This window comes from Streptomyces sp. NRRL F-2580 (genome assembly GCF_000720115.1).
Taxonomy (GTDB): domain Bacteria; phylum Actinomycetota; class Actinomycetes; order Streptomycetales; family Streptomycetaceae; genus Streptomyces.
Genome location: NZ_JOIR01000002.1, coordinates 1 through 20627 on the forward strand (window position 1 = coordinate 1; position 20627 = coordinate 20627).

The window sequence follows — 20627 nt, forward strand, 5'->3', positions numbered from 1 at the left end:
TCCCCGACTGGCTCCACACCTACAATCACCACCGCGGACACACCGCCCTCGCAGGCAAACCACCCGCCAACCGCGTCCCCAACCTCACTGGGCAATACATCTAGGCCGCCTGTCCCCGCGCCCGGCCCGGCTCAGGCCTGCGAGGCCCGGGCCGCCTTGCGCTGCGCCGCGGCCGAGCGGAGCACGCCCGCCGCGGAGATGGCGAAGCCAACGCCCATGAGCATGCACACCGCCCACGCGTACGGCGGGAACGGATCGACGTCGAGGAACAGCGGGGCCATCGTCGCCAGCGTGGCCACGGCCCCGGCGATGAACACGATGCCGCCGGCCTTGACCAGCCCGTCGCCGGGCCGCGCTTCGTCGCAATGAGGAGTAACAGTCACCCCACCAGGGTAGTTCCCTGGCCGAAGGCAGCCGACGGCGAAGGACCGGGGAACGTCTTGTCACCCGGCCCCCGACCATTAGCCTTGAGGTGGCGGGTCACACATGGCCCGCTGCGCTGTTGTCCGGAGCCGTTCCACGGCCCTTCGGACCCCGACGAGCACAAGGACAGAGGACGGACGTGCCTACCGGCAAGGTCAAGTGGTTCAACAGTGAGAAGGGCTTCGGCTTTCTCTCCCGCGACGACGGCGGAGACGTCTTCGTCCACTCGTCAGTGCTCCCTGCCGGGGTCGATGCCCTCAAGCCCGGCCAGCGCGTCGAATTCGGTGTCGTCGCGGGACAACGCGGTGACCAGGCACTTTCGGTGACGGTACTGGACCCGGCGCCGTCCGTCGCGGCGGCGCAGCGCCGCAAGCCCGACGAGCTCGCCTCGATCGTGCAGGACCTCACGACCCTGCTGGAGAACATCACCCCGATGCTGGAGCGCGGCCGCTACCCCGACAAGGTGCACGGCACGAAGATCGCCGGTCTGCTGCGCGCGGTGGCCGACCAGCTCGACGTCTGACCCCCGTACACACACCTGCGCCCCGCCACTCGAAAGAGCGGCGGGGCGCAGTCGTGCGAAGGGGGGGCCGCGGCTACGGGAAGGCCAGCGCGTCGGGCGCGATGGCCGGTACGAGTCCCTCCGCGGCCGCCCGGGTCAGCAGGCCGCGCACCGCCGCATAGCCCGAATCGCCGAGGTCGGCGGTGAACTCGTTGACGTACAGCCCGATGTGCTGGTCGGCGACGGCCGGGTCCAGCTCCTGCGCGTGCGCGCGGACGTACGGGCGGGAGGCCTCCGGGTCGTCCCAGGCCATCCGGACCGACGCCCGGGCCGACTCGGCCAGCTCGCGCAGCCGCCGCGCACCCAGCGTGCGCTTCGCGATGATCGCGCCGAGCGGGATCGGCAGGCCGGTCGTGGACTCCCAGTGCTCGCCCATGTCGGCCAGACGGTGCAGCCCGTAGTCCTGATAGGTGAACCGGGCCTCGTGGATGACCAGTCCGGCGTCCACCCGGCCGTCGCGGACGGCCGGCATGATCTCGTGGAACGGCAGGACGACCACCTTGCCGACGCCCTCGGGCAGGACGTCCGCCGCCCACAGCCGGAACAGCAGGTAGGCGGTGGAGCGTTCGCTCGGCACCGCGACCGTCTTCCCCGCCAGGTCCAGGCCCGGCTCCCGGGTCAGGACCAGCGGGCCGCAGCCGCGCCCGAGCGCACCGCCGCACGGCAGCAGCGCGTACTCCTCCAGCACCCAGGGCAGCACGGCGTACGACACCTTCAGCACGTCCAGCTCGCCGCGTTCGGCCATGCCGTTGGTGAGGTCGATGTCCGCGAAGGTGACGTCGAGGGCGGGCGCGCCGGGGACCCGGCCGTGCGCCCAGGCGTCGAAGACGAACGTGTCGTTCGGGCAGGGCGAATAGGCGATCTTCAGCGGTTCACCGGTGATCGTGCTCATGGCGTTCTCCCCAGTTCGCGAGTACGGGCCCCAGCACGCGGAAGCCGGCGGTCAGCGCGGCGAGCGCGTCCCCGATCCGCCAGGCGGCACGGTCGCGCGGGCCCACGGCGTTGGACACGGCGCGGATCTCCAGTACGGGCAGCCCGTGCGCGGCCGCCGCCTCCGCGACCCCGAAGCCCTCCATGGCCTCGGCCCCGGCCATCGGGTGCCGGGCGGCGAGCTCGGCGGCCCGGGCGGCGGTCCCGGTGACCGTGGAGACGCTCAGCACGGGCGCGAGCAGCGCCCCGGTCGCCTCGGCGGCGCGCGCGGCGAGCTCGGTGGGCGGCAGGTGCACGCTGTGCCCGAAGCCCAGCGCGCTCACGCCCACGAAACCCTCGGGGGTCTCGGCGCCCAGGTCGGCGGCGACGATCGCGTCCGCGACCACCAGGGAGCCGAGCGGGGCGGCGGGCTCGAACCCGCCGCCGATGCCGGCGGAGACGACGAGCTCGTACTCGCCGAGGGCCAGGGCGGTGGCGGTGCCGGCGGCGGCCGCCGCCGGCCCGACGCCCCCGACGAGCACGTCGAAGGCGATGCCCGGAAGGTCCCTGCGGGTGATGAGGTACCCGCCGGGAAGCGTGCGCGGCTCAGGACCGGGAGCGTCCGGATGAGGGGTGAGACCGGTGGCGACGGAGTCGGCCTCCGCCACCACCGCGGTCACGACGAGCGCGCGCACCGGTGCCGTCCGGTTACTTGAGCTTGAGGTTGAAGGACCAGACGGCGAGCGGCTTGCCGTCCTCGCCGATCTGCAGGAACGCCAGCTTCTTCGAGGCGGGGGCCTCGCCCTGGCCGCCGGTCGCGAAGACGTCGGCGCCCGGGAAGCTGCGGTACGTGTTCGAGGAGGGCTCGGTGATCGGCTGGCCGTCGAGCACCGCCGACCAGCGCTTGCCGTCCTCGACGACCTCCGGCTCGACCCCGAGGCGCAGGGTGTCGCCGCGGGCGTACTCGACGGTCTTGGGGTCCTTGAGGTTGGTCAGGCACTCCTGGACCTTCTCCATGGACAGCGGCTCCTTGCCGCCGTGGCAGGAGGCTTCGGTGGACACCGACGCGGTGCCGACCGTCACGGTCGCCAGCGGTGTCGGCTTTTCCTCCCCGCAGGCGGAGAGGAGGAGGAGGCCGGCGGACACGGCTCCGAGGGCCGCGACGCTGCGGCGGGCCCTACCCGAGAAAAGCGGTGCGGTCATGAGCCGAAGGCTATCGGGCCCCTGGGCTGCGCCGCTGCATGGGGTACCCGTGGCCTGCGGCGCGGCGCGGGACTCGGGTCCGGCTCTCATGCCGGGGCTGCGCCCCGGACCCCGTACGTGCGCTCCGCGCCCGTGCCCTCGAACGCCGGGCGGGCTGGATCAGGCGACCCGCGGCCGGGAGGCGCCGTGGTGGCGGGGCGCGGAGGCGACACCGCGCAGGGCCATCGCCGTGCCGAGGGCGACGATGGCCGCGGCGACGGACATGCCGAGTACGCCGTTCAGCGGCAGGGCGATGCCGATAGCGCCACCCAGCACCCACGCCACCTGGAGCAGCGTCTCCGAACGGGCGAACGCCGACGTGCGCACCGCCTCCGGGACGTCCCGCTGGATCATCGCGTCCAGCGAGAGCTTCGCCAGCGCCTGGCAGAAGCCCGCCGTCGCGCCCAGCACGGCCATGAACAGCCCGCTGAAGAAGACCGCCGCGAGCACCGCGACCCCGAGCGTCAGGCACAGCACCGACGCGATGATGGCCTCGGGGGCCCGGGCCCGCAGCCACGCGCCCACCGCCGTCCCGCAGGCGTTGCCCACGCCCGCCGAGACGCCCACGATGCCCAGCGACACCGCCGCGCTCTGCCCCGCCAGCGGATGCTCGCGCAGCAGGAACGCCAGGAAGAAGATCAGGAACCCGGACAGCGCGCGCATCGAGGCGTTCGCCAGCAGCCCGCACAGCACCGAGCGGCTGACCGTGCGCAGCCCCGGCCGCTTCGAGTGCGCCTCGTGCGTGGACAGCCGCGCCCGGCGCTCGCCCTTCGCCTCGTCCACCCGGTGCGGCAGCGTGAACGCCGCGAAGGCCCCCCACACGAAGATGGCGCAGGCCCCGTACAGCGGCCACTGCGGCCCGATCGCGTTCAGCCCGGCGCCCGCCGGCGCCGCCACGCCCGTGGCCAGCAGCCCGGCCAGGGTGACCCGCGAGTTCGCCTTGACGAGTGAGAATTTCGGCGGCAGCAGTCTCGGCACCACCGCGCTGCGCACGACCCCGTACGACTTGGACGCGACCAGCACGCCCAGTGCCGCCGGATACAGCTGGATCCCCCCGGTCTCCACGGCGCCCGACATGATCAGCGCCAACAGCGCCCGGGCCAGCATGGCGGCCGCCATCGACGCCCGGCGGCCGTGCGGCAGCCGGTCCAGGAGCGGCCCGATCACGGGGGCCAGCAGGGTGAAGGGGGCCATCGTGATCGCCAGGTACAGGGCCACCCGGCCGCGCGCCTCGTCCGTGGGCACGGAGAAGAACACCGTCGAGGCCAGCGCCACCGTGATCATCATGTCGCCGGCGCCGTTGATGGCGTGCAGCTCGATCAGCTTGCCGAGGCCCGATTCCCCCGCCCCGTGCGCGTGCGTGGCGCGCCGGATCCCGCGCGCCGTACCCGTGAACGGAAGGTGCAGGGCACGCCCGACAGCCCGGCCGGCCCGCTTGGCCGGTCCCGAGCCGTCGTCGGACGACCGTGCGGGTGCCACACTCGACATAGTGCCCCACCGGGCCCTCGTGGGCGCCTCCCGGCGCGTCGCGGAGCCGGTGGCTTGTCCGCGAATCGGACCTTGCATGTGTGCCCGAGGCTTAAGAGGAGGTAGCGTGCGTAGCGCGCCACCGGCGGTTGCTCCTGGCCGCGCGCCTCTTCGTGATCCCGCAGAATGGGTTGCAGTGAGGTGCGCCCGGAGTCCGATCGGGTGCGGACGTCGACGCGGCCCTCTGGTCCGCTCCGCCCGCGCCACGTACGGACAGCACCGACGGGTCGTTGTGGACGACAGTACGGACGGCGCACACGTGAGACGGCGTAGGAGAGAACGAGACCAGTGAGTGCTGCGACGACGCGAAGCCGTACCCCGCGTACCCCCGACCGCCTGTGCGTCGAGGCGGTAGAACTCGCCCGCGCGGCGGCCGAGGAGGCCGCCTTCCCCGGAGTGGTGGGCGCGCACGTCTCCGCCGTGGCGGAGGGCGACCGCGTCGTCACCCACTTCTTCGAGTCCAAGGAACCGGGCTACCGGGGCTGGCGCTGGGCCGTCACCGTGACCCGCGCCTCCCGCGCGAAGAACGTCACGCTCGACGAAACGGTGCTGCTGCCCGGCGACGACGCCCTGCTGGCCCCCGAGTGGGTGCCGTGGAGCGAGCGGCTGCGCCCCGGCGACATGGGCCCCGGCGACCTGCTGCCCACCGACGCCGAGGACCTGCGCCTGGAGCCGGGCTGGTCGGGCGAGGACGCCCCGCCGCCGAACTCGGTGGTCTCCACCGAAATGGCCGAACTGGTCGAGGCCGAGGACGCCGACGTCACCGACCGCGCGGTGGTCCCCGTACGGGGCTCCATCACGTCCGTCGCCGAGGAACTGGGCATGCGCCGGGCGCGCGTGCTGTCGCGGTACGGGCTGCACAGCGCGGCCGACCGCTGGGACGAGGGTTTCGGCGCGAAGACCCCGATGGCGCAGGCCGCGCCCGCGTCCTGTGTCTCCTGCGGCTTCCTCGTCGCGATCGGCGGCTCGCTCGGCCAGGCCTTCGGTGTCTGCGCGAACGAGTTCAGCCCGGCCGACGGCCGCCTGGTGTCGTTGTCCTACGGCTGTGGCGGCCACTCGGAGGCCGCGGTCATGCCGACGCCGCTGCGGCCCGCTCCGCCGGTGCTCGACTCGATGGCCTCGGACGAGTTCACCCTGCGGCCGGTCGCGTCCGAGGACACCGGCTCGGTCCCGGTCTCCGACCTCCCGGCCGCGGACCTCGGCCACTCGTAAGGGCGCATCGCCGCGGGCGGGTCGCCGCGCGGCCCGGCGGCGTACCCTCGCCCCATGGGGGACACGGACGCGTACACGGACATGGTGGGAATGACCGGCCGGGTGACCGGGACGGTCGGGCCGGGCCTCGTGGGCGAGGTGATCGTGCGGATCCGGGGCGGGGCGGAGCACTTCCTCGCCCACCCGGTCCACGGCACCGGCCGGCTGGCCGTCGGCACGGTGGTGACGGTGGTCGAGTACCAGCCGCCGCGCACGGTGTACGTGATGGCGGCCTACGACAACTGAGACGGCCGCCACCCCCGCGCGACCTGTGCGTATCAAGATGGCGACAAGAACCCGCCCCCGTCTTCACTCCGGGTCGCGGCAGGCGCAGACTCGCCCTCATCGGTGCCGAACGGCACTGGAACAAAGGGGGCGTTGCCGATGGCTATCGGCGTCGTGGCGGGAATCGTTCTCGCCGCAATCGTGGCCGCGATAGGCCTGTTCAAGCTCATGTGGCGGGTGGCCGAGCCCAACGAAGCACTCGTCATCTCCGGTTCCACGCACAAGACCGAGGGCGTCGGTCAGGGCATGGGGTTCCGGATCGTCACCGGGCGCGGAACGCTCGTCCTGCCGGGGGTGCAGGCGGTGCGCAAACTGTCCCTGGACCTCAACGAGACGCAGCTGTCCGTGGACTGCGTCACCCACCAGGGCATCCCGCTCCGCGTCAAGGGCGTGGTCATCTTCAAGGTCGGCGACGACCTGGTGTCGATCGCCAACGCGGCCCGCCGCTTCCTGGACCAGCAGAAGATGATGCCCGAGCGGGTGCACATCGTCTTCGCGGGCCATCTGCGGTCCATCGTGGGCGGGTTGACGGTCGAGGACATGATCCGCGACCGCGAGAAGCTGACGGGCCAGACCCGGATGGCCTGCGGCACCGAGATGGAGAAGCTCGGCCTGATCGTCGACTCGCTGCAGATCCACGAGATCGAGGACCCGACCGGCTACATCAAGAACCTGGCGATGCCGCACGCGGCCGCCGTGCAGCGGGACGCGCGGATCGCCCAGGCCGAGGCGAACCGGCTGGCCACGGAGGCCGAACAGGCCGCCTTCGCCCGGATGGCCGAGGCGACGCGCGACAGCGAGATCCTGCAGGCCGGCTACCAGGCCGAACGCGACAAGGCGGCGGCGACGGCCCGTCAGGCGGGGCCGCTGTCCGAGGCGGCCGCACGGCAGGAGGTCGTCGTCCAGGAGACCCGCGTCGCGGAACTGGAGGCGCACCGGCGCGAGCAGCAGCTCCAGGCGGACGTACGCAAGCCCGCGGACGCGGCGGCGTACGAGACACGGACCCGGGCGGAGGCCGAGCGCGACGCGCGGATCTCGGCGGCGCAGGCGAAGGCGAAGGAGACGGAGCTCGCGGCGGCCGCGGAGGCCACGCGGGTGACGACGGCGGCGACCGCGGATGCGACGGCCACCGAGGCGCGCGGTCTGGCGCAGGCGAAGGCGACGCGGGCGACGGGTGAGGCCGAGGCGGCGGCGACGCAGGCGCGGGGCCTCGCGGAGGCCGAGTCGGCGAAGGCGCGCGGTCTGGCCGAAGCGGAAGCGATCAAGGCGCGGGCCGCCGCGCTGGCGGAGAACCAGGAGGCGGTGGTCGCGCAGCAGCTGGCCGAGAACTGGCCGGCGATCGTGGAGGCCGGCGCGGGCGCCTTCGGGAACGTGGAGCACATGGTGCTGCTGAACGGGGCCGAGGGCATGTCGGAGATGTTCGCCAAGGCCCTGACGATGGGCGGCACGGGCCTGGGCGTGGCCCGCCAGCTCCTGGCCTCGATGGGCCAGGCCCCTGCGGGCGGCTCCGCCGGCCCCGCGGTCAACGGCCGCGTCCCCATCCGGGAGGAGTAACCCGCACTGTTCAGCCCCTCCGGCGTTTGAGGAGCGGGGTCCGGGGCGGAGCCCCGGCAGCGGCGCGGGCGCCGAAGTGCGTGGTCAGGTGCGGCGCCGCGGTCGGGGGCCAGCCCCCGAACCCCCGCGCCTCAAACGCCGGCGGGGCTTCAATTGCGGCGGCGGCCGAGGAGGCGTTTGGCGGCGAAGACGACCACCAGGCCGACCGCCAGGACCACGGCTCCCTTGCCGAAGCTCCCCGTCGGCTCCGCGGCGGACGGACCCGGCCCGCCGGGGGCGGGCGGCGCGGCCGAGGCGCCCGCCGTCGGGGCCGCGCCCGCCGGGACGGCGATGACGCGGCTGCCCTGCCCCTCGGCGCCGAACATCAGCGTCGAGCCGTCCGGCGTGTACGTCACCGACTCCGCCTGCCCCTGCCACGGCGCTTCCACCCGCTCGCCCTCGCCCTCCGGCCCGCCGTTCTTCCACGGGTACGTGCGCGCCCAGAAGTAGCCCCGCAGCGTCAGCCGGTTCCCGTCGGGGGAGAACGCCCCGTCCGTCACCCACGGCACGTCGGCGACCCGCCGGAACACGTTCGACCCGTCCGCCGAGAGCTCCGCGGGACCCTCGTACAGGCCGCCCTTGTTCTCGTCCTTGCTCGCGATGTAGACCCGCCCCGTCACCGGATGCACCATCAGCGCCTCCGCGTTGCGCGGCCCGTCGGCGTACCGCACCGTGAACTGCGCGGCCTTGACCGTGACGTCGCCCAGTTGCTTCGGCTCCGGGAAACGGTAGATCCAGACGTGCTCCCAGGTGCCGTTGCGGTTGTCGCCGATGTCGCCGACGTAGAGCTGTCCGTCCGGCCCCAGCGAGATCGCCTCGACGTCGCGCGGCTTGCCGATCCCGGTCAAGGTCACGCGGGCCACCGTCCTGCCCGTGGCGGAGTCCACCGCGTAGACGTACGGGCCGTCGTCGCTGTCGTTGTGCGTCCAGTACACGCCCGGGTGGATCCGGCTGGCGGCGAGCCCGCTGGACTCCTTGATCCGCGGATCGGAGATGGTGAACGAGGAGGATCCGGGGGCTTCCGCCGCGAGGGCAGCGCCCGGCAGCACGGCGAGGGCGGCGGCGAGTGCCGCGGAGGCGACGGCGACGGCGGCGGCAACGGCGGTGCCGGCGGCGGACGGCAGGGGCATGCGCATGCCCCCAGCCTGCCAGTACGTGCCCCGTGTCCGGCGTCACAGAGGTTTCTGTCGCGCGATCCGCGATGATGACCGGATGCGTTTCATGTTCGTCGGCGACTCCATGACCATCGGACGCGCCGGCGATTTCACCTGGCGCTACCGCATGTGGCAGCACCTCGACTCGACCTTCGGCGGCCCCTACCGGATCGTCGGCCCGCGCAGCGAGCTGTACGAGGGCTCCGACGCGTACGCCGACCCGGACTTCCCCGCGCACGCCCGCCGCCACCTGGCCGGCTGGGGCGAGGGCTGGCAGCACATGGCCCCCCTCATAGGCCCCGCCGCCGGCGCCGCCCGGGCCGACGTCCTGCTCGTCTCCCTCGGCCTGATCGACCTCGGCTTCTACACCGACGCCGAGCAGACCGCCGCCAACGTCCGCCGCTTCATGGCCGGGGCCCGCGCCGCCCGCCCCGGCATCCGCATGGTGCTGCTGCCCGTCATCCCGAACAGCCGGGCCGAGGAGGACGCGACCTTCGCGGCCGAGGTCGCCCGTTTCAACGAGCTCCTCGCGAAGGCGGTGGCCGATCTGACGACCTCCGCCTCGCCGGTCCTGCTGGCCGCGCGCCCGGAGGCGTACGACATCCACCACGACACCTACGACGGCACCCACCCCAACGCCTCCGGCGAGCACCGGCTGGCGGGGGAGTTCGCGGCCGTCCTGCACCAGGCGTGGGGGATCGGCGGCCCGTACAGGCCCGACCGGGTGCAGAACGACATGCTGTAACACCCCTTTCACGACAGGGCCTTGCTTCGAGCGCACTCCAAGCAGTTGGCTAGTGCCCCATGAAGTACACACAGCTCGGACGTACCGGCCTCAAGGTCAGCCGACTTGTACTCGGCACGATGAACTTCGGCCCCCAGACCGGTGAGCCCGAAAGCCACTCGATCATGGACTCCGCCCTCGACGCGGGGATCAACTTCTTCGACACCGCCAACGTCTACGGATGGGGCGAGAACAAGGGCCGCACCGAGGAGATCCTCGGCACCTGGTTCGCCCAGGGCGGCCGGCGCCGCGAGAAGACGGTGCTCGCCACCAAGGTCTACGGCAGCATGGCGCCCGAGGGCGAGACCTGGCCCAACTACGACCGCCTGTCGGCGCTGAACATCCGGCGGGCCGTCGACGCCAGCCTCAAGCGGCTCCAGACGGACTACATCGACGTCTACCAGTTCCACCACGTGGACCGGCGGACCCCCTTCGAGGAGATCTGGCAGGCCGTCGAGGTCCTGATCCAGCAGGGCAAGATCCTCTACGCGGGCTCCTCGAACTTCCCCGGCTGGAAGATCGCCCAGGCCAACGAGACCGCGGCGCGCGTCGGCCGGCTCGGGCTGGTCAGCGAGCAGTGCCTCTACAACCTCGCCGAGCGGCGCGCGGAGATGGAGGTCATCCCGGCCGCCGAGGCGTACGGGCTCGGGGTCATCCCCTGGTCCCCGCTCCACGGCGGTCTGCTGGGCGGGGTCATCAAGAAGGAGGCGACGGGCGGCCGCCGCGCCTCCGGCCGGTCCGCCGACGCGCTCGCCAACAGCTCCGTACGCGCGCAGGTGCAGGCGTACGAGGACCTGCTGGACAAGCACGGCCTGGAGCCGGGCGAGGTCGGCCTGGCCTGGCTGCTGACGCGTCCCGGGGTCACCGGGCCGATCGTCGGGCCGCGCACGCAGGAGCAGCTCGACTCGGCGCTGCGGGCGGTGGAGCTGGAGCTCTCGGACGAGATCCTGACGGGCCTGGACGAGATCTTCCCCGGCCCCGGAGCGTCCCCGGAGGCCTTCGCCTGGTAGCTACTGCCCGACGGCAGCCGCCACGGCCACGACGACGAACATCAGCACGAGCACACCGGCCATCACACGGTTTCTGGTCTTGGGATCCACCCGTCGAGCCTAACGCGGGCCGCGGATGATCCCGTACGCGGGACGGCTCAACCGCGCAGCGGCCAGGACCCGACCGTCTCGTAGCGGGGCTGCTCGCCCGGAATCCCGCTGACGGGGAGGTTGCTGCGGACGAGGCTGAGCGTGTCGACCTGCCAGGGCGTGCCCTCGAAGTCCGCGAGGGCGTCCAGGTACGGGCGCAGGGGGGTGGCGGCGCCGTGGCCATGGCCGTGGCCGCGGGCCAGGGTGAGGTGCGGGGTGTACCGGCGGTGCTGCTCCATCGGCACCCCGGCCCGCCGGGCCGCGGCGTCGGCCCGCTCCGCGAGCATCCGCAGGGCGGGCAGCTCCCCGGCGGCGCCGACCCACAGCGCACGGTCCCCGAAGTGCCCGCAGCCGTGCAGGCGCAGCGGGAAGGGGGCGGTGCGGTGGGCCGCGCGGTCGAGGCGGGCGTGCAGGTCGGGGACGACGTCATCGCGCACCTCGCCCATGAAGGCGAGCGTGAAGTGCCAGCCCGCTCGCGCGGTCCACGTCAGCCGGTCGTCGCGGACTCCGTCCACGGCCCGGGCCAGCTCGGCGACGGCCGCGTCCGGAGGCAGCACGGCTGCGAACAGTCTCATGCGCCGAGCGTAGCCGCGCGCCCCGCCGCTGCGGGGGCTCCGCCCCCGAACCCCCGGCCCTCAAGCGCCGGACGGGCTGAACATCCAGCCCTTCCGGCGTTTGAGGAGCGGGGTCCGGGGCGGAGCCCCGGGAGGCCCGGCCGCAGGGTCAGGCGGCCGGGACCAGGTCGCGCGGGGCGGCGGCCGGGACGAAGGTCACGCCCCGGCGGCTGACCCGCACGCGGAGGTTTCCGACGCGCGCCAGGACCACCGCGATGGCGACAGAGGCGGCCAGCGAGATCACACCCCCCGCGGCCATGCCGATCCGCGCGCCGTACGTGTCCGTGATCCAGCCCAGCAGCGGAGCGCCCAGCGGGGTGCCGCCGGTGAAGACCATCATGAACAGGGCCATGACCCGCCCCCGCATCTCGGGGTCGGTGGCCATCTGCACGCTGGAGTTCGCCGTGACGTTGACCGTCAGGCCGAAGACCCCGATCGGCACGAGCAGCACCGCGAACAGCCAGAAGCCGGGCGCGAAGGCCGTGACGAGCAGCAGTACCGAGAACAGCACGGCCGCGACCACCAGCAGCCGCAGGCGGGAGTGGCCGCGCCGGGCCGCGAGGAGGGCGCCCGCCAGGGAGCCGGCCGCGATCAGCGTGTTGAAGAGCCCGTAGGTGCCCGCGTCCCCGTGGAAGACGTCGCTGACGTACGCCGACAGCCAGATCGGGAAGTTGAACCCGAAGGTGCCGATGAAGCCCACGAGCACGATCGGCCAGATCAGCTCGGGCCGGCCGGCGACGTAGTGCAGGCCTTCGCGCAGCTGTCCCTTGGCGCGGGGCCGGGGTTCGACCGGGTGCAGTTCCTTCGTCCGCATCATCAGCAGGCCGGCGATGGGCGCGGCGAACGACAGGCCGTTCAGCAGGAAGGCCCAGCCGGAGCCGACGGCGGTGATCAGCACACCGGCGATCGCCGGGCCGACGAGCCGCGCGGACTGGAAGTTGGCGGAGTTCAGGCTGACGGCGTTGGCGACCTGGTCCTTGCCGACCATCTCGGGTACGAACGTCTGCCGCGCCGGGTTGTCGACGACGGTGACGAGGCCGAGCAGGAAGGCGGCGAGGTAGACGTGCCAGACCTGGACGTGTCCCGCCAGGGTGAGGACGGCGAGTGCGATGCCGGTCAGGCCCATCGCGCTCTGGGTGGCGAGGAGCAGGGGCCGCTTGGGCAGCCGGTCGGCGAGGACGCCTCCGTAGAGGCCGAACATCAGCATCGGCAGGAACTGCAGGGCGATGGTGATGCCGACGGTGGAGGCGGAACCGGTCAGGGAGAGGACCAGCCAGTCCTGGGCGATGCGCTGCATCCAGGTGCCGGTGTTCGAGACGACCTGTCCGGTCGCGAAGAGCCGGTAGTTCCGGATCCTCAGCGAGCTGAACATCGAGTTCTTGCCCGCGGGGCCCGCAGGGGCCTTAGTAGGGGTGGATGTGTGGCCGGGTGCGGAGTCTGCTCCGGTTCCCGTACTCAAAAGCGTTCGCCTCCTGGCGTCGTTCCTACCGGTGTGCGAGCTTCTCCAGGACGGGTGCGGCCTCGCGCAGCTTGGCCCATTCGTCCTCGGTCAGCTCGGCCGCGAGCCCGGCCAGGAAGGCGTTGCGCTTGCGGCGGCTCTCTTCGAGCATCGCTTCGGCCTCCTCCGTCTGGCGGACCACCTTTTGGCGGCGGTCGTCGGGGTGCGGTTCCAGCGTGACCAGTCCCTTGGCTTCCAGCAACGCGACGATGCGCGTCATCGACGGCGGCTGGACGTGCTCCCGCCGCGCCAGCTCGCCGGGTGTGGCCTGGCCGCAGCGGGCGAGGGTGCCGAGCACCGACATCTCGGTGGGGCTCAGCGACTCGTCGACGCGCTGGTGCTTCAGGCGCCGCCCCAGCCGCATGACGGCGGAGCGGAGGTCGTTCACGGCGGCAGCATCGTCGCCATGGGAAAGGTCAGGCATGTATTTAGAGTAACTCATTACTCTCTCTAAGGAACACCACTTTTGGCGGTCGTGCGCGGGGTCACTCGTACGGGTGAGTCGGCGGCCGAAAGTGACACGCGTCCGCACCCTCTGCCCCGACTCTTTCGGCATGGGGACACATGTGCTGAGCATGCGCATAGACGGGGAGCTCCTCGACAGGCTCCGGACTCACGCCGCCAAACGCGGAATGAGCGTCCAGGACTATGTGGTCCGGACGCTCATCCGCGATGACTTCGACGAGCGCTTCAAGGCCGCCGTCGACGAGACAGAGAAGTTCTACGGGCTGACGTGAGCCCGGGCAGGGCCTACGTGAGGCCGAGGGCCGGCATCGCGTAGTAGAAGACGAACACCGCGGCCACGACGTACATGGCCACCGGGACCTCGCGGCCCCGGCCGGTCGCCGCGCGCAGGGCGCAGAACGTGATGAAGCCGATGCCGATGCCGTTGGTGATCGAGTAGGTGAAGGGCATCATCACCATGGCCAGGAACGCCGGAACGGCGATGGTGAAGTCGCTCCAGTCGATGTCCTTGATCGAGCCCGCCAGGATCAGGAAGCCGACCGCCACCAGGGCGGGGGTGGCGGCCTGGGACGGGACCATCGTGGCGAGCGGGGTGAGGAACAGCGCCACGGCGAACAGGGCGCCCGTCACGACGTTCGCCAGACCCGTACGGGCTCCCTCGCCGACCCCGGCCGTCGACTCCACGAAGCACGTGGTGGCCGAGGAGGAGGTGGCGCCGCCCGAGGCGACGGCCAGGCCGTCGATCAGCAGGACCTTGTTGATGCCGGGGAACTCGCCGGTCTCCTTGTCGATCAGCTTGGCCTCGTCGCCGACGCCCAGGATCGTGCCCATGGCGTCGAAGAAGCAGGACAGCAGCACGGTGAAGACGAAGAGGATGCCGGTCAGCACCCCGACCTTCCCGAAGCCGCCGAACAGGCTGACCTGGCCGACCAGCCCGAAGTCGGGCGCGGCCACCGGGTTGCCCGGCCACTCGGGCACGGTGAGGCCCCAGCCCGTGTCGGGCACCTTGGCGGTCAGCTGGACGACGACCGCGACGAGGGTCATGGCCACGATGGAGATCAGGATCGCGCCCGGCGTCTTGCGGATCAGCAGGGCCAGGGTGAGCAGCACGCCGATCACGAAGATCAGGACCGGCCAGCCGTCCAGGTGGCCGGTGGCGCCGAGCTGGAGCGGGACCGTGGTGTGGGCGGCGTCCGGGATGCGGGAGACGAAGCCCGAGTCGACCAGGCCGATCAGCATGATGAACAGGCCGATGCCGATGGCGATGCCCTTGCGCAGGCCCAGCGGCACGGCGTTCATGACGCGCTCGCGCAGGCCGGTGGCGACCAGCAGCATCACCACGAAGCCGGCCAGGACCACCATGCCCATGGCGTCCGGCCAGCTCATGCGGGGGGCGAGCTGGAGGGCGACGACCGTGTTCACGCCGAGGCCGGCGGCGAGCGCGATCGGGACGTTGCCGATGACACCCATGAGGAGGGTGGTGAAGGCGGCCGTCAGGGCGGTGGCCGTCACGAGCTGACCGTTGTCGAGCTGGTGCCCGTACATGTCCTTCGCGCTGCCCAGGATGATCGGGTTGAGCACGATGATGTACGCCATCGCGAAGAAGGTGGCGAAGCCGCCGCGGACCTCGCGGGCGACGGTCGAACCGCGCTCGGAGATCTTGAAGTAGCGGTCGATTCCTCCGGAGGGTCCCTGGAGGGAAGGGTCCGGGGCCGTGGCCGTGGGGGTGCTCATACGGTCCTCATTGGGTGGTTCATACGAAGAAAATGGGCCACGCCCAAACCGTTTCAGTATGAACACATGAACGAAGGGCCGTCCATCTCCGCGCGTAGACCATGAATCCGCGCGCCTAGACTTGCCGCATGGCGAAATGGACTGCGAAGCATGAGGCGCCCGAGCCCCTGGAGGGCCCCGTCGTCGCGACCGTCACAGGCGGCACGATCCTGTGGTTCGCCCTCTTCGTCGGCCAGCTCCCCTTCTACGGGTGGTTCGCCGACCGCGGCCAGCTGTGGTGGGTCTGGACCTGCGCGGCCGGCGGCTTCCTCGGCCTGATCGGCATCTGGTACGTCCGCGGCCGTGACGCCGCGCTCAAGCGCCACGCGGCGGAACAGGCCGAGCCGGACCCGGGCCCGCAGGCGTAGCCACCCCGCCTGCGGCTTGGCTCCCGCCTGGGGATGCCGCCGTCTCCCGGCGCGGCCCCGCTGCCGGGGCTCCGCCCCGGACCCCGCGCCTCAAACGCCGGCGAGGCTGAATTTGCGCGGCGAAGCCGAACCGGCCGGTTGGGACGGGGGTGGGTGTGTGCCGGGGTGATCCCCGCAGCCCGGCCCCTACCAACGGACGATTCGGGTCATCCCGAGGTCGGATCTTCCCCCGCTCGGCGGGTAAAGCGTCCGAACCCCGCCTAACGTCGAAGACATGACACAGCGGGCGAAGATCGATCAGGACGGGCCGGAACGAGCCGGCGCCGCCATCGACGCGGGGGTGGAGCTCGATCCGGTCCACCCGGTGCGCCCACCCGCGCCCCGGTTCAGGCCCGGCGGGCTGACCACCGCCGAGGTCGCCGAGCGCGTCGCGCGCGGCGACGTCAACGACGTCCCCGTCCGCAGCAGCCGCTCCACCACCGAGATCGTCCGCGCCAACGTCCTCACCCGCTTCAACGCGATCATCGGCGTCCTCTGGGTGATCATGCTCTTCGTCGCACCGATCCAGGACAGCCTCTTCGGTTTCGTGATCATCGCGAACACCGGCATCGGCATCATCCAGGAACTGCGCGCCAAGAAGACCCTCGACGGTCTCGCCGTCATCGGCGAGGCCAAACCCAGCGTGCGCCGCGACGGCCGGACCGCGGAGATCTCCACCTCCGAGATCGTCCTCGGCGACGTCATCGAGCTCGGCCCCGGCGACAAGGTCGTCGTCGACGGGGCCGTCGGCGAGGCCGAGGGGCTGGAGATCGACGAGTCCCTCCTCACCGGCGAGGCCGACCCCGTCCTCAAGAGGCCCGGCGACCCGGTCATGTCCGGGTCGTTCGTCGTCGCCGGCGGCGGCGCGTTCACCGCCACCAAGGTCGGCCGCGAGGCCTACGCCGCCCAGCTCGCCGAAGAGGCCTCCCGCTTCACGCTCGTCCACTCCGAGCTGCGCTCCGGCATCTCCACGATCCTCAAGTACGTCACCTGGATGATGATCCCGACCTCCATCGGCCTGATCATCAGCCAGCTGATCGTCAAGGAGAACAACTTCAAGGACTCCATCGCCCGGACCGTCGGCGGCATCGTCCCGATGATCCCCGAGGGACTCGTCCTCCTCACCTCCGTGGCCTTCGCCATCGGCGTGATCCGGCTCGGCCGCAAGCAGTGCCTGGTGCAGGAGCTGCCCGCCATCGAGGGCCTCGCCCGGGTCGACGTGGTCTGCCTCGACAAGACAGGCACCCTCACCGAGGGCGGCATGGACGTCACCGGGCTGCGCCCGCTCGGCGGCGCGGAGACGGCGTACGTCAAGAAGGTGCTCGGCGCGCTCGGCGAGTCCGATCCGCGGCCCAACGCCAGCCTCCAGGCGATCATCGACGCCTACCCCGACAGCGCGGAGTGGCGCTGCACCGAGTCGCTGCCCTTCTCCTCCGCCCGCAAGTACAGCGGCGCCAGCTTCAGCGAGGGCGACGGCGAGAACAACACCTGGCTGCTCGGCGCCCCCGACGTACTGCTCCCCGCCGGGGACCCGGCCCTCGAGCAGATCAACGAGCTCAACGAGCAGGGCCTACGGGTCCTGCTGCTGGCCCGCTCCGGCCGCGAGCTCGACGACGAGGACGTCGCCACCGGGGTCAGGCCCACCGCCCTGGTCGTCCTGGAGCAGCGGCTACGGGCCGAGGCCGCCGACACCCTGCGCTACTTCGACGACCAGAACGTCAAGGCTAAGGTCATCTCCGGCGACAACGCGGTCTCCGTCGGCGCCGTCGCCGGCAAGCTGGGGCTGCCCGGCGCGGAGAACACCGTGGACGCCCGCAAGCTCCCGACCGAACAGGCCGACATGGCGCGGGTCCTCGACGAGAACTCCGTGTTCGGGCGCGTGAGCCCGCAGCAGAAGCGGGACATGGTCGGGGCCCTCCAGTCCAAGGGCCACACCGTCGCCATGACGGGCGACGGCGTCAACGACGTGCTCGCCCTCAAGGACGCGGACATCGGCGTCGCCATGGGCTCGGGCTCGGAGGCCACGCGCGCCGTCGCGCAGATTGTCCTGCTCGACAACAGCTTCGCGACCCTCCCCTCGGTGGTCGCCGAAGGCCGCCGCGTCATCGGCAACATCACCCGGGTCGCGACCCTCTTCCTCACCAAGACGGTCTATTCGGTCCTCCTCGCGATCCTGGTGGTCTGCTCGCAGGTCGAGTACCCCTTCCTGCCGCGCCACCTGACGCTGCTGTCCACGCTCACCATCGGCATCCCGGCCTTCTTCCTGGCCCTCGCCCCGAACAAGGAGCGCGCGAAGCCGCACTTCGTGAAACGGGTGATGCGGTACGCGATCCCCGGCGGCGTGATCGCGGCGACGGCCACCTTCATCAGCTACCTGATCGCCCGCCACCACTACACCGGCCCGGTCGCCCTGGAGGCCGAGAGCAGCGCGGCGACGCTCACGCTGTTCCTGACCTCGATGTGGGTCCTGGTGATCATCGCCCGCCCGTACACGTGGTGGCGGGTGGCCCTGGTCGGCGCGATGGGCGCGGCCTTCCTGACCGTCCTGGTGGTGCCGCAGCTCCAGCACTTCTTCCAGCTGAAGCTGGAGGGCACGACGATGCCCTGGCTCGCGGTGGCCGTGGCCGCGGCCGCCGCGACCCTGATCGAGTTCACCTTCCGCTGGGTGAACCGCAAATTTCCGGCCTAGTTGACTCGTTGTTCGTTTGTCCGTGTGAACCGGTGCACCTTCTGAAAGATTGCGACTGATCCACCGTCGTATTCCCAGGGGGGAACCAGCACATGACACCTCGCGCATTACCGGCAGCGGCCCTGGCCCTGGCGCTCGGCCTCGCGGCCGCCGCGCCGGCGGCCGCCGCGCCGGACCCGGCGACACCGAAGGTCTCGACACCCCGAACCAGCCCCACGCCCGGTTTCGCCGGTGACAACAGGTACTCCGACTGCGACACCGACCCGTATTCCGGGGCGGGAGCCGGCTGGGTCGGCCTGTCCGACGTCACGGCCACCGTCAGTGCCGTCTCGCCGTCGGGCGTCCAGCTCCAGACGACGTTCCAGCTCTGGGACGCCTCGTACGGGGGCAGCCGGACCGACCACCCGACCTCCTGGTCCACGGTCCCCGAAGCCGGCACCATGTTCGCCCGCGACCTCCTGAAGGACGGCGGCCAGTACGCCTGGCGCGCCCGCAGCACCGACGGGAAGCTGACCAGCCCGTACACGGCTTGGTGCCACTTTCGCGTGGACCACGCGCCGCCGACCGCCGAGGTCACCACGGACGCCTCCCCCAAGAAGGTCGGAGAGGAGGCGACCTTCACCCTGAAGGGCACCGACACCGGCTCGGAGATCGCTTGCGCCCGATGGCAGCCGACCGGGACGTTCAGCGCCGGCTGGCGCTGCTCGGACGAGGCGACCGACCCGCGTGTCGTCCGGCTCACGGACGGCGCGCTCGACATCAAGGTCAAGCCCACCACCTGGGGCAGCCAGTCCGTCTACCTCCAGACGATGGACAACGCGGGCAACGTCTCCCAGCCCGCCAAGGTGGACTACTACGCACAGCCGAACACCGCTCCTGCCGCCTTCGGCGACATCGACGCCGACGGCAGGCCGGACGTCCTCGTCCCGGATGCCGCGGGCCATCTCCGCAAGTGGGGATCGAACCCGCTGGACACCCCGAGCGCACGCCGGCAGGGTGCCCCGGGCGGCGGTGAGAACTGGGCGGCAGTCCAGTACACCCACCGCGGCACCCTGGGTTACCAGCAGGTGGACGACCTGCTGGCCCACGCCCCGGGCGGCTCGGCCCTCAGCCTGTTCCGGAACGACGGGGACGGCCTGTTCACGGAGCGGGCGTCCATCTCCGTCGGCAAGCCGACCGTCTGCCGGAGCGCGGTGCGCCTGATCATCGACTGCGAACGGCACGGTCTCGGCTCCGACTGGTCGAAGGTCACGCAGATCGCGGCGTACGGATCCCCCCGGGGCGACAGCGCCGTCCGGGGCGTCCTGCCGCGCACCTCGGTGCTGTTCGTGGAGAACGGCCGCCTGTGGCTGGCGGAGCGAGGGGCCACGAACGACCTGAACGACGAGGCGATCCTCATCTCGGGCAACGACGACCGCTGGGCCGGCCAGGAGCTGCTCACTCCGGGGCGGGCCCAGGGAACGGACTTCCCCACCCTGTGGGCCCGCTCCCGGCAGGACGGCAAGATCCGCGCGTTCTCCCTCACCGGTACTCCGGACGCCCCGGTGTTCTCCGCCTTCGCCGACCCGGCCGCCGCGCCCGTGCTGACGACACTGGCCCCGGGCGCGCACCCGCGCGTCGGTTCCGACGGGGACCTCACCGGTGACGGCCTGCCGGACCTCTGGTCCGCGGATGCCGCCGGCAAGGTCACCGTCTTCCCGGGCAGGGGTGCGGCCACCCCGTACCCGGCGGTGACGGGCTTCGGCCCGGCGATCTGACGGGCGGGCACCACACCGGCACATCCCTCCGGCGCCCCGCAGCGGGCGCCGGAGGCGTTTCGGCACGCGCTAGGCGAGGCCCTCGGCCTGTAGGCCGGCGAGGACTGCTTGGCCCAGGGCCTGGACGGCGGACTGGGGGCGGACCATCACCGTGAACTCCTTGACGCGGCCCGTCCCGTCGAACTGGAGCAGGTCGATGCCGTGGATCTGCTTGCCGTCCACGGTGGCGCGGAAGGCCAGGATCGCCGAGGGGGCCTGCGTGCCGTCGGCGCTCGTCTCGGCCGTGCCCTCGAAGTGGCCGACGTAGCGGAAGTCCTCGAAGATCCGCAACAGGACCCCGAAGAGGCCCAGCACCATGGGGCGGCCCTCGAAGGGGGTGAACTTCACCGGGCTGTAGAACCGGACGTCCTCGGTGAACACGTCCTCCACCGCGCTGAGATCGCGCTTCTCCACGGCTGCGCGGAAGCGTTCGGCGGTCTGCTGGTCCAGTTCCCTCATGGCCCCTCCTCATACTCATTAAATTGAGTAGTCATATTCATGAGTATGATGCGGGGG

General features: G+C 71.8%; 21 protein-coding genes and 1 pseudogene. 11 read left to right on the top strand and 11 right to left on the bottom strand.

Annotated elements, in window-relative coordinates; genetic code table 11:
* Positions 1-104: pseudogene (locus IF88_RS45180) on the top strand (IS481 family transposase); the annotation flags it as partial.
* 27 nt (positions 105-131) lie between these two features.
* Here the strand turns inward: IF88_RS45180 and IF88_RS0101670 are convergent.
* The gene (locus tag IF88_RS0101670) at positions 132-383 is read right to left on the bottom strand and encodes a hypothetical protein (protein WP_030706674.1); all 252 of its coding nucleotides are present in this window, start codon (positions 381-383) and stop codon (positions 132-134) included.
* 179 nt (positions 384-562) lie between these two features.
* On the opposite strand from IF88_RS0101670, the gene IF88_RS49275 reads away from it, so the two are divergent.
* Positions 563-946, top strand: a complete 384-nt coding sequence (locus IF88_RS49275; protein ID WP_030012939.1) for a cold-shock protein — start codon at positions 563-565, stop codon at positions 944-946.
* Between the two features lie 73 nt (positions 947-1019).
* Here the strand turns inward: IF88_RS49275 and IF88_RS0101680 are convergent, their stop codons facing one another.
* The 4 genes from IF88_RS0101680 to IF88_RS0101695 all read right to left on the bottom strand — a co-directional run bounded on the left by IF88_RS0101680 (position 1020) and on the right by IF88_RS0101695 (position 4624).
* Positions 1020-1877, bottom strand: coding sequence for a 1,4-dihydroxy-6-naphthoate synthase (locus tag IF88_RS0101680; protein WP_030706677.1), 858 nt, complete (start codon positions 1875-1877; stop codon positions 1020-1022).
* Positions 1858-2589, bottom strand: coding sequence for a futalosine hydrolase (locus tag IF88_RS0101685; protein WP_051836295.1), 732 nt, complete (start codon positions 2587-2589; stop codon positions 1858-1860). The genes IF88_RS0101680 and IF88_RS0101685 overlap by 20 nt, the downstream gene beginning before the upstream one ends.
* Positions 2590-2602: 13 nt before the next feature.
* On the bottom strand, positions 2603-3097 hold the full coding sequence (locus tag IF88_RS0101690; RefSeq protein WP_030706679.1) for a hypothetical protein: 495 nt from the start codon (positions 3095-3097) through the stop codon (positions 2603-2605).
* Positions 3098-3256: 159 nt separating this feature from the next.
* Positions 3257-4624, bottom strand: coding sequence for an MFS transporter (locus IF88_RS0101695; protein ID WP_030706681.1), 1368 nt, complete (start codon positions 4622-4624; stop codon positions 3257-3259).
* Between the two features lie 327 nt (positions 4625-4951).
* Between IF88_RS0101695 and IF88_RS0101700 the strand changes: the two genes are divergently transcribed.
* The 3 genes from IF88_RS0101700 (at position 4952) to IF88_RS0101710 (ending at position 7753) form a co-directional block, all read left to right on the top strand.
* Complete coding sequence (locus IF88_RS0101700; RefSeq protein ID WP_030706682.1) at positions 4952-5875, top strand: DUF3027 domain-containing protein; 924 nt, start codon at positions 4952-4954, stop codon at positions 5873-5875.
* A gap of 81 nt (positions 5876-5956) precedes the next feature.
* The gene (locus IF88_RS0101705; RefSeq protein ID WP_037805440.1) at positions 5957-6160 is read left to right on the top strand and encodes a hypothetical protein; all 204 of its coding nucleotides are present in this window, start codon (positions 5957-5959) and stop codon (positions 6158-6160) included.
* A 138-nt stretch (positions 6161-6298) separates the two neighbouring features.
* The gene (locus IF88_RS0101710) at positions 6299-7753 is read left to right on the top strand and encodes a flotillin family protein (RefSeq protein WP_037805428.1); all 1455 of its coding nucleotides are present in this window, start codon (positions 6299-6301) and stop codon (positions 7751-7753) included.
* Between the two features lie 149 nt (positions 7754-7902).
* Here the strand turns inward: IF88_RS0101710 and IF88_RS0101715 are convergent, their stop codons facing one another.
* Positions 7903-8922, bottom strand: a complete 1020-nt coding sequence (locus IF88_RS0101715) for a WD40 repeat domain-containing protein (RefSeq protein WP_420710898.1) — start codon at positions 8920-8922, stop codon at positions 7903-7905.
* A gap of 82 nt (positions 8923-9004) precedes the next feature.
* Between IF88_RS0101715 and IF88_RS0101720 the strand changes: the two genes are divergently transcribed.
* Positions 9005-9691, top strand: a complete 687-nt coding sequence (locus IF88_RS0101720; protein ID WP_030706688.1) for a GDSL-type esterase/lipase family protein — start codon at positions 9005-9007, stop codon at positions 9689-9691.
* A gap of 59 nt (positions 9692-9750) precedes the next feature.
* Positions 9751-10740, top strand: a complete 990-nt coding sequence (locus IF88_RS0101725; RefSeq protein ID WP_030706690.1) for an aldo/keto reductase — start codon at positions 9751-9753, stop codon at positions 10738-10740.
* A gap of 137 nt (positions 10741-10877) precedes the next feature.
* On the opposite strand, the gene thpR is transcribed toward IF88_RS0101725, so the two are convergent.
* From thpR to IF88_RS0101745, 3 genes are all read right to left on the bottom strand, one after another.
* Complete coding sequence (gene thpR / locus IF88_RS0101735; protein ID WP_030706691.1) at positions 10878-11444, bottom strand: RNA 2',3'-cyclic phosphodiesterase; 567 nt, start codon at positions 11442-11444, stop codon at positions 10878-10880.
* A 148-nt stretch (positions 11445-11592) separates the two neighbouring features.
* The gene (locus IF88_RS0101740) at positions 11593-12942 is read right to left on the bottom strand and encodes an MFS transporter (protein WP_030706692.1); all 1350 of its coding nucleotides are present in this window, start codon (positions 12940-12942) and stop codon (positions 11593-11595) included.
* 25 nt (positions 12943-12967) lie between these two features.
* The gene (locus tag IF88_RS0101745) at positions 12968-13405 is read right to left on the bottom strand and encodes a MarR family winged helix-turn-helix transcriptional regulator (protein WP_030706694.1); all 438 of its coding nucleotides are present in this window, start codon (positions 13403-13405) and stop codon (positions 12968-12970) included.
* 130 nt (positions 13406-13535) lie between these two features.
* On the opposite strand from IF88_RS0101745, the gene IF88_RS43100 reads away from it, so the two are divergent.
* The gene (locus tag IF88_RS43100; protein WP_030156886.1) at positions 13536-13718 is read left to right on the top strand and encodes a hypothetical protein; all 183 of its coding nucleotides are present in this window, start codon (positions 13536-13538) and stop codon (positions 13716-13718) included.
* A gap of 13 nt (positions 13719-13731) precedes the next feature.
* Here IF88_RS43100 and IF88_RS0101755 read toward each other — a convergent pair whose 3' ends face one another.
* Positions 13732-15180, bottom strand: coding sequence for an NCS2 family permease (locus tag IF88_RS0101755; RefSeq protein WP_030706696.1), 1449 nt, complete (start codon positions 15178-15180; stop codon positions 13732-13734).
* Between the two features lie 128 nt (positions 15181-15308).
* Between IF88_RS0101755 and IF88_RS0101760 the strand changes: the two genes are divergently transcribed.
* The 3 genes from IF88_RS0101760 to IF88_RS0101770 all read left to right on the top strand — a co-directional run bounded on the left by IF88_RS0101760 (position 15309) and on the right by IF88_RS0101770 (position 20072).
* Positions 15309-15587, top strand: a complete 279-nt coding sequence (locus IF88_RS0101760; RefSeq protein ID WP_030706697.1) for a DUF2530 domain-containing protein — start codon at positions 15309-15311, stop codon at positions 15585-15587.
* 274 nt (positions 15588-15861) lie between these two features.
* Positions 15862-18315: a cation-translocating P-type ATPase gene (locus tag IF88_RS0101765; RefSeq protein WP_030706698.1), complete on the top strand. Its 2454-nt coding sequence runs from the start codon at positions 15862-15864 to the stop codon at positions 18313-18315.
* Positions 18316-18407: 92 nt separating this feature from the next.
* Entirely contained in the window at positions 18408-20072 is a 1665-nt protein-coding gene (locus tag IF88_RS0101770) for an FG-GAP repeat domain-containing protein (protein ID WP_030706699.1), read from the top strand.
* Between the two features lie 69 nt (positions 20073-20141).
* Here the strand turns inward: IF88_RS0101770 and IF88_RS0101775 are convergent, their stop codons facing one another.
* Complete coding sequence (locus IF88_RS0101775) at positions 20142-20570, bottom strand: nuclear transport factor 2 family protein (RefSeq protein ID WP_030706700.1); 429 nt, start codon at positions 20568-20570, stop codon at positions 20142-20144.
* Positions 20571-20627 lie beyond the last annotated feature (57 nt).

Bases quoted from the DNA above. Each gene is read 5' to 3' on its own strand.
- IF88_RS0101680 (WP_030706677.1), bottom strand. From the start codon at position 1,877: ATGAGCACGATCACCGGTGAACCGCTGAAGATCGCCTATTCGCCCTGC.
- IF88_RS0101690 (WP_030706679.1), bottom strand. From the start codon at position 3,097: ATGACCGCACCGCTTTTCTCGGGTAGGGCCCGCCGCAGCGTCGCGGCC.
- IF88_RS0101695 (WP_030706681.1), bottom strand. From the start codon at position 4,624: ATGTCGAGTGTGGCACCCGCACGGTCGTCCGACGACGGCTCGGGACCG.
- IF88_RS0101705 (WP_037805440.1), top strand. From the start codon at position 5,957: ATGGTGGGAATGACCGGCCGGGTGACCGGGACGGTCGGGCCGGGCCTC.
- IF88_RS0101710 (WP_037805428.1), top strand. From the start codon at position 6,299: ATGGCTATCGGCGTCGTGGCGGGAATCGTTCTCGCCGCAATCGTGGCC.
- IF88_RS0101715 (WP_420710898.1), bottom strand. From the start codon at position 8,922: ATGCCCCTGCCGTCCGCCGCCGGCACCGCCGTTGCCGCCGCCGTCGCC.
- IF88_RS0101720 (WP_030706688.1), top strand. From the start codon at position 9,005: ATGCGTTTCATGTTCGTCGGCGACTCCATGACCATCGGACGCGCCGGC.
- IF88_RS0101725 (WP_030706690.1), top strand. From the start codon at position 9,751: ATGAAGTACACACAGCTCGGACGTACCGGCCTCAAGGTCAGCCGACTT.
- thpR (WP_030706691.1), bottom strand. From the start codon at position 11,444: ATGAGACTGTTCGCAGCCGTGCTGCCTCCGGACGCGGCCGTCGCCGAG.
- IF88_RS0101745 (WP_030706694.1), bottom strand. From the start codon at position 13,405: ATGCCTGACCTTTCCCATGGCGACGATGCTGCCGCCGTGAACGACCTC.
- IF88_RS43100 (WP_030156886.1), top strand. From the start codon at position 13,536: ATGGGGACACATGTGCTGAGCATGCGCATAGACGGGGAGCTCCTCGAC.
- IF88_RS0101755 (WP_030706696.1), bottom strand. From the start codon at position 15,180: ATGAGCACCCCCACGGCCACGGCCCCGGACCCTTCCCTCCAGGGACCC.
- IF88_RS0101760 (WP_030706697.1), top strand. From the start codon at position 15,309: ATGGCGAAATGGACTGCGAAGCATGAGGCGCCCGAGCCCCTGGAGGGC.
- IF88_RS0101765 (WP_030706698.1), top strand. From the start codon at position 15,862: ATGACACAGCGGGCGAAGATCGATCAGGACGGGCCGGAACGAGCCGGC.
- IF88_RS0101770 (WP_030706699.1), top strand. From the start codon at position 18,408: ATGACACCTCGCGCATTACCGGCAGCGGCCCTGGCCCTGGCGCTCGGC.
- IF88_RS0101775 (WP_030706700.1), bottom strand. From the start codon at position 20,570: ATGAGGGAACTGGACCAGCAGACCGCCGAACGCTTCCGCGCAGCCGTG.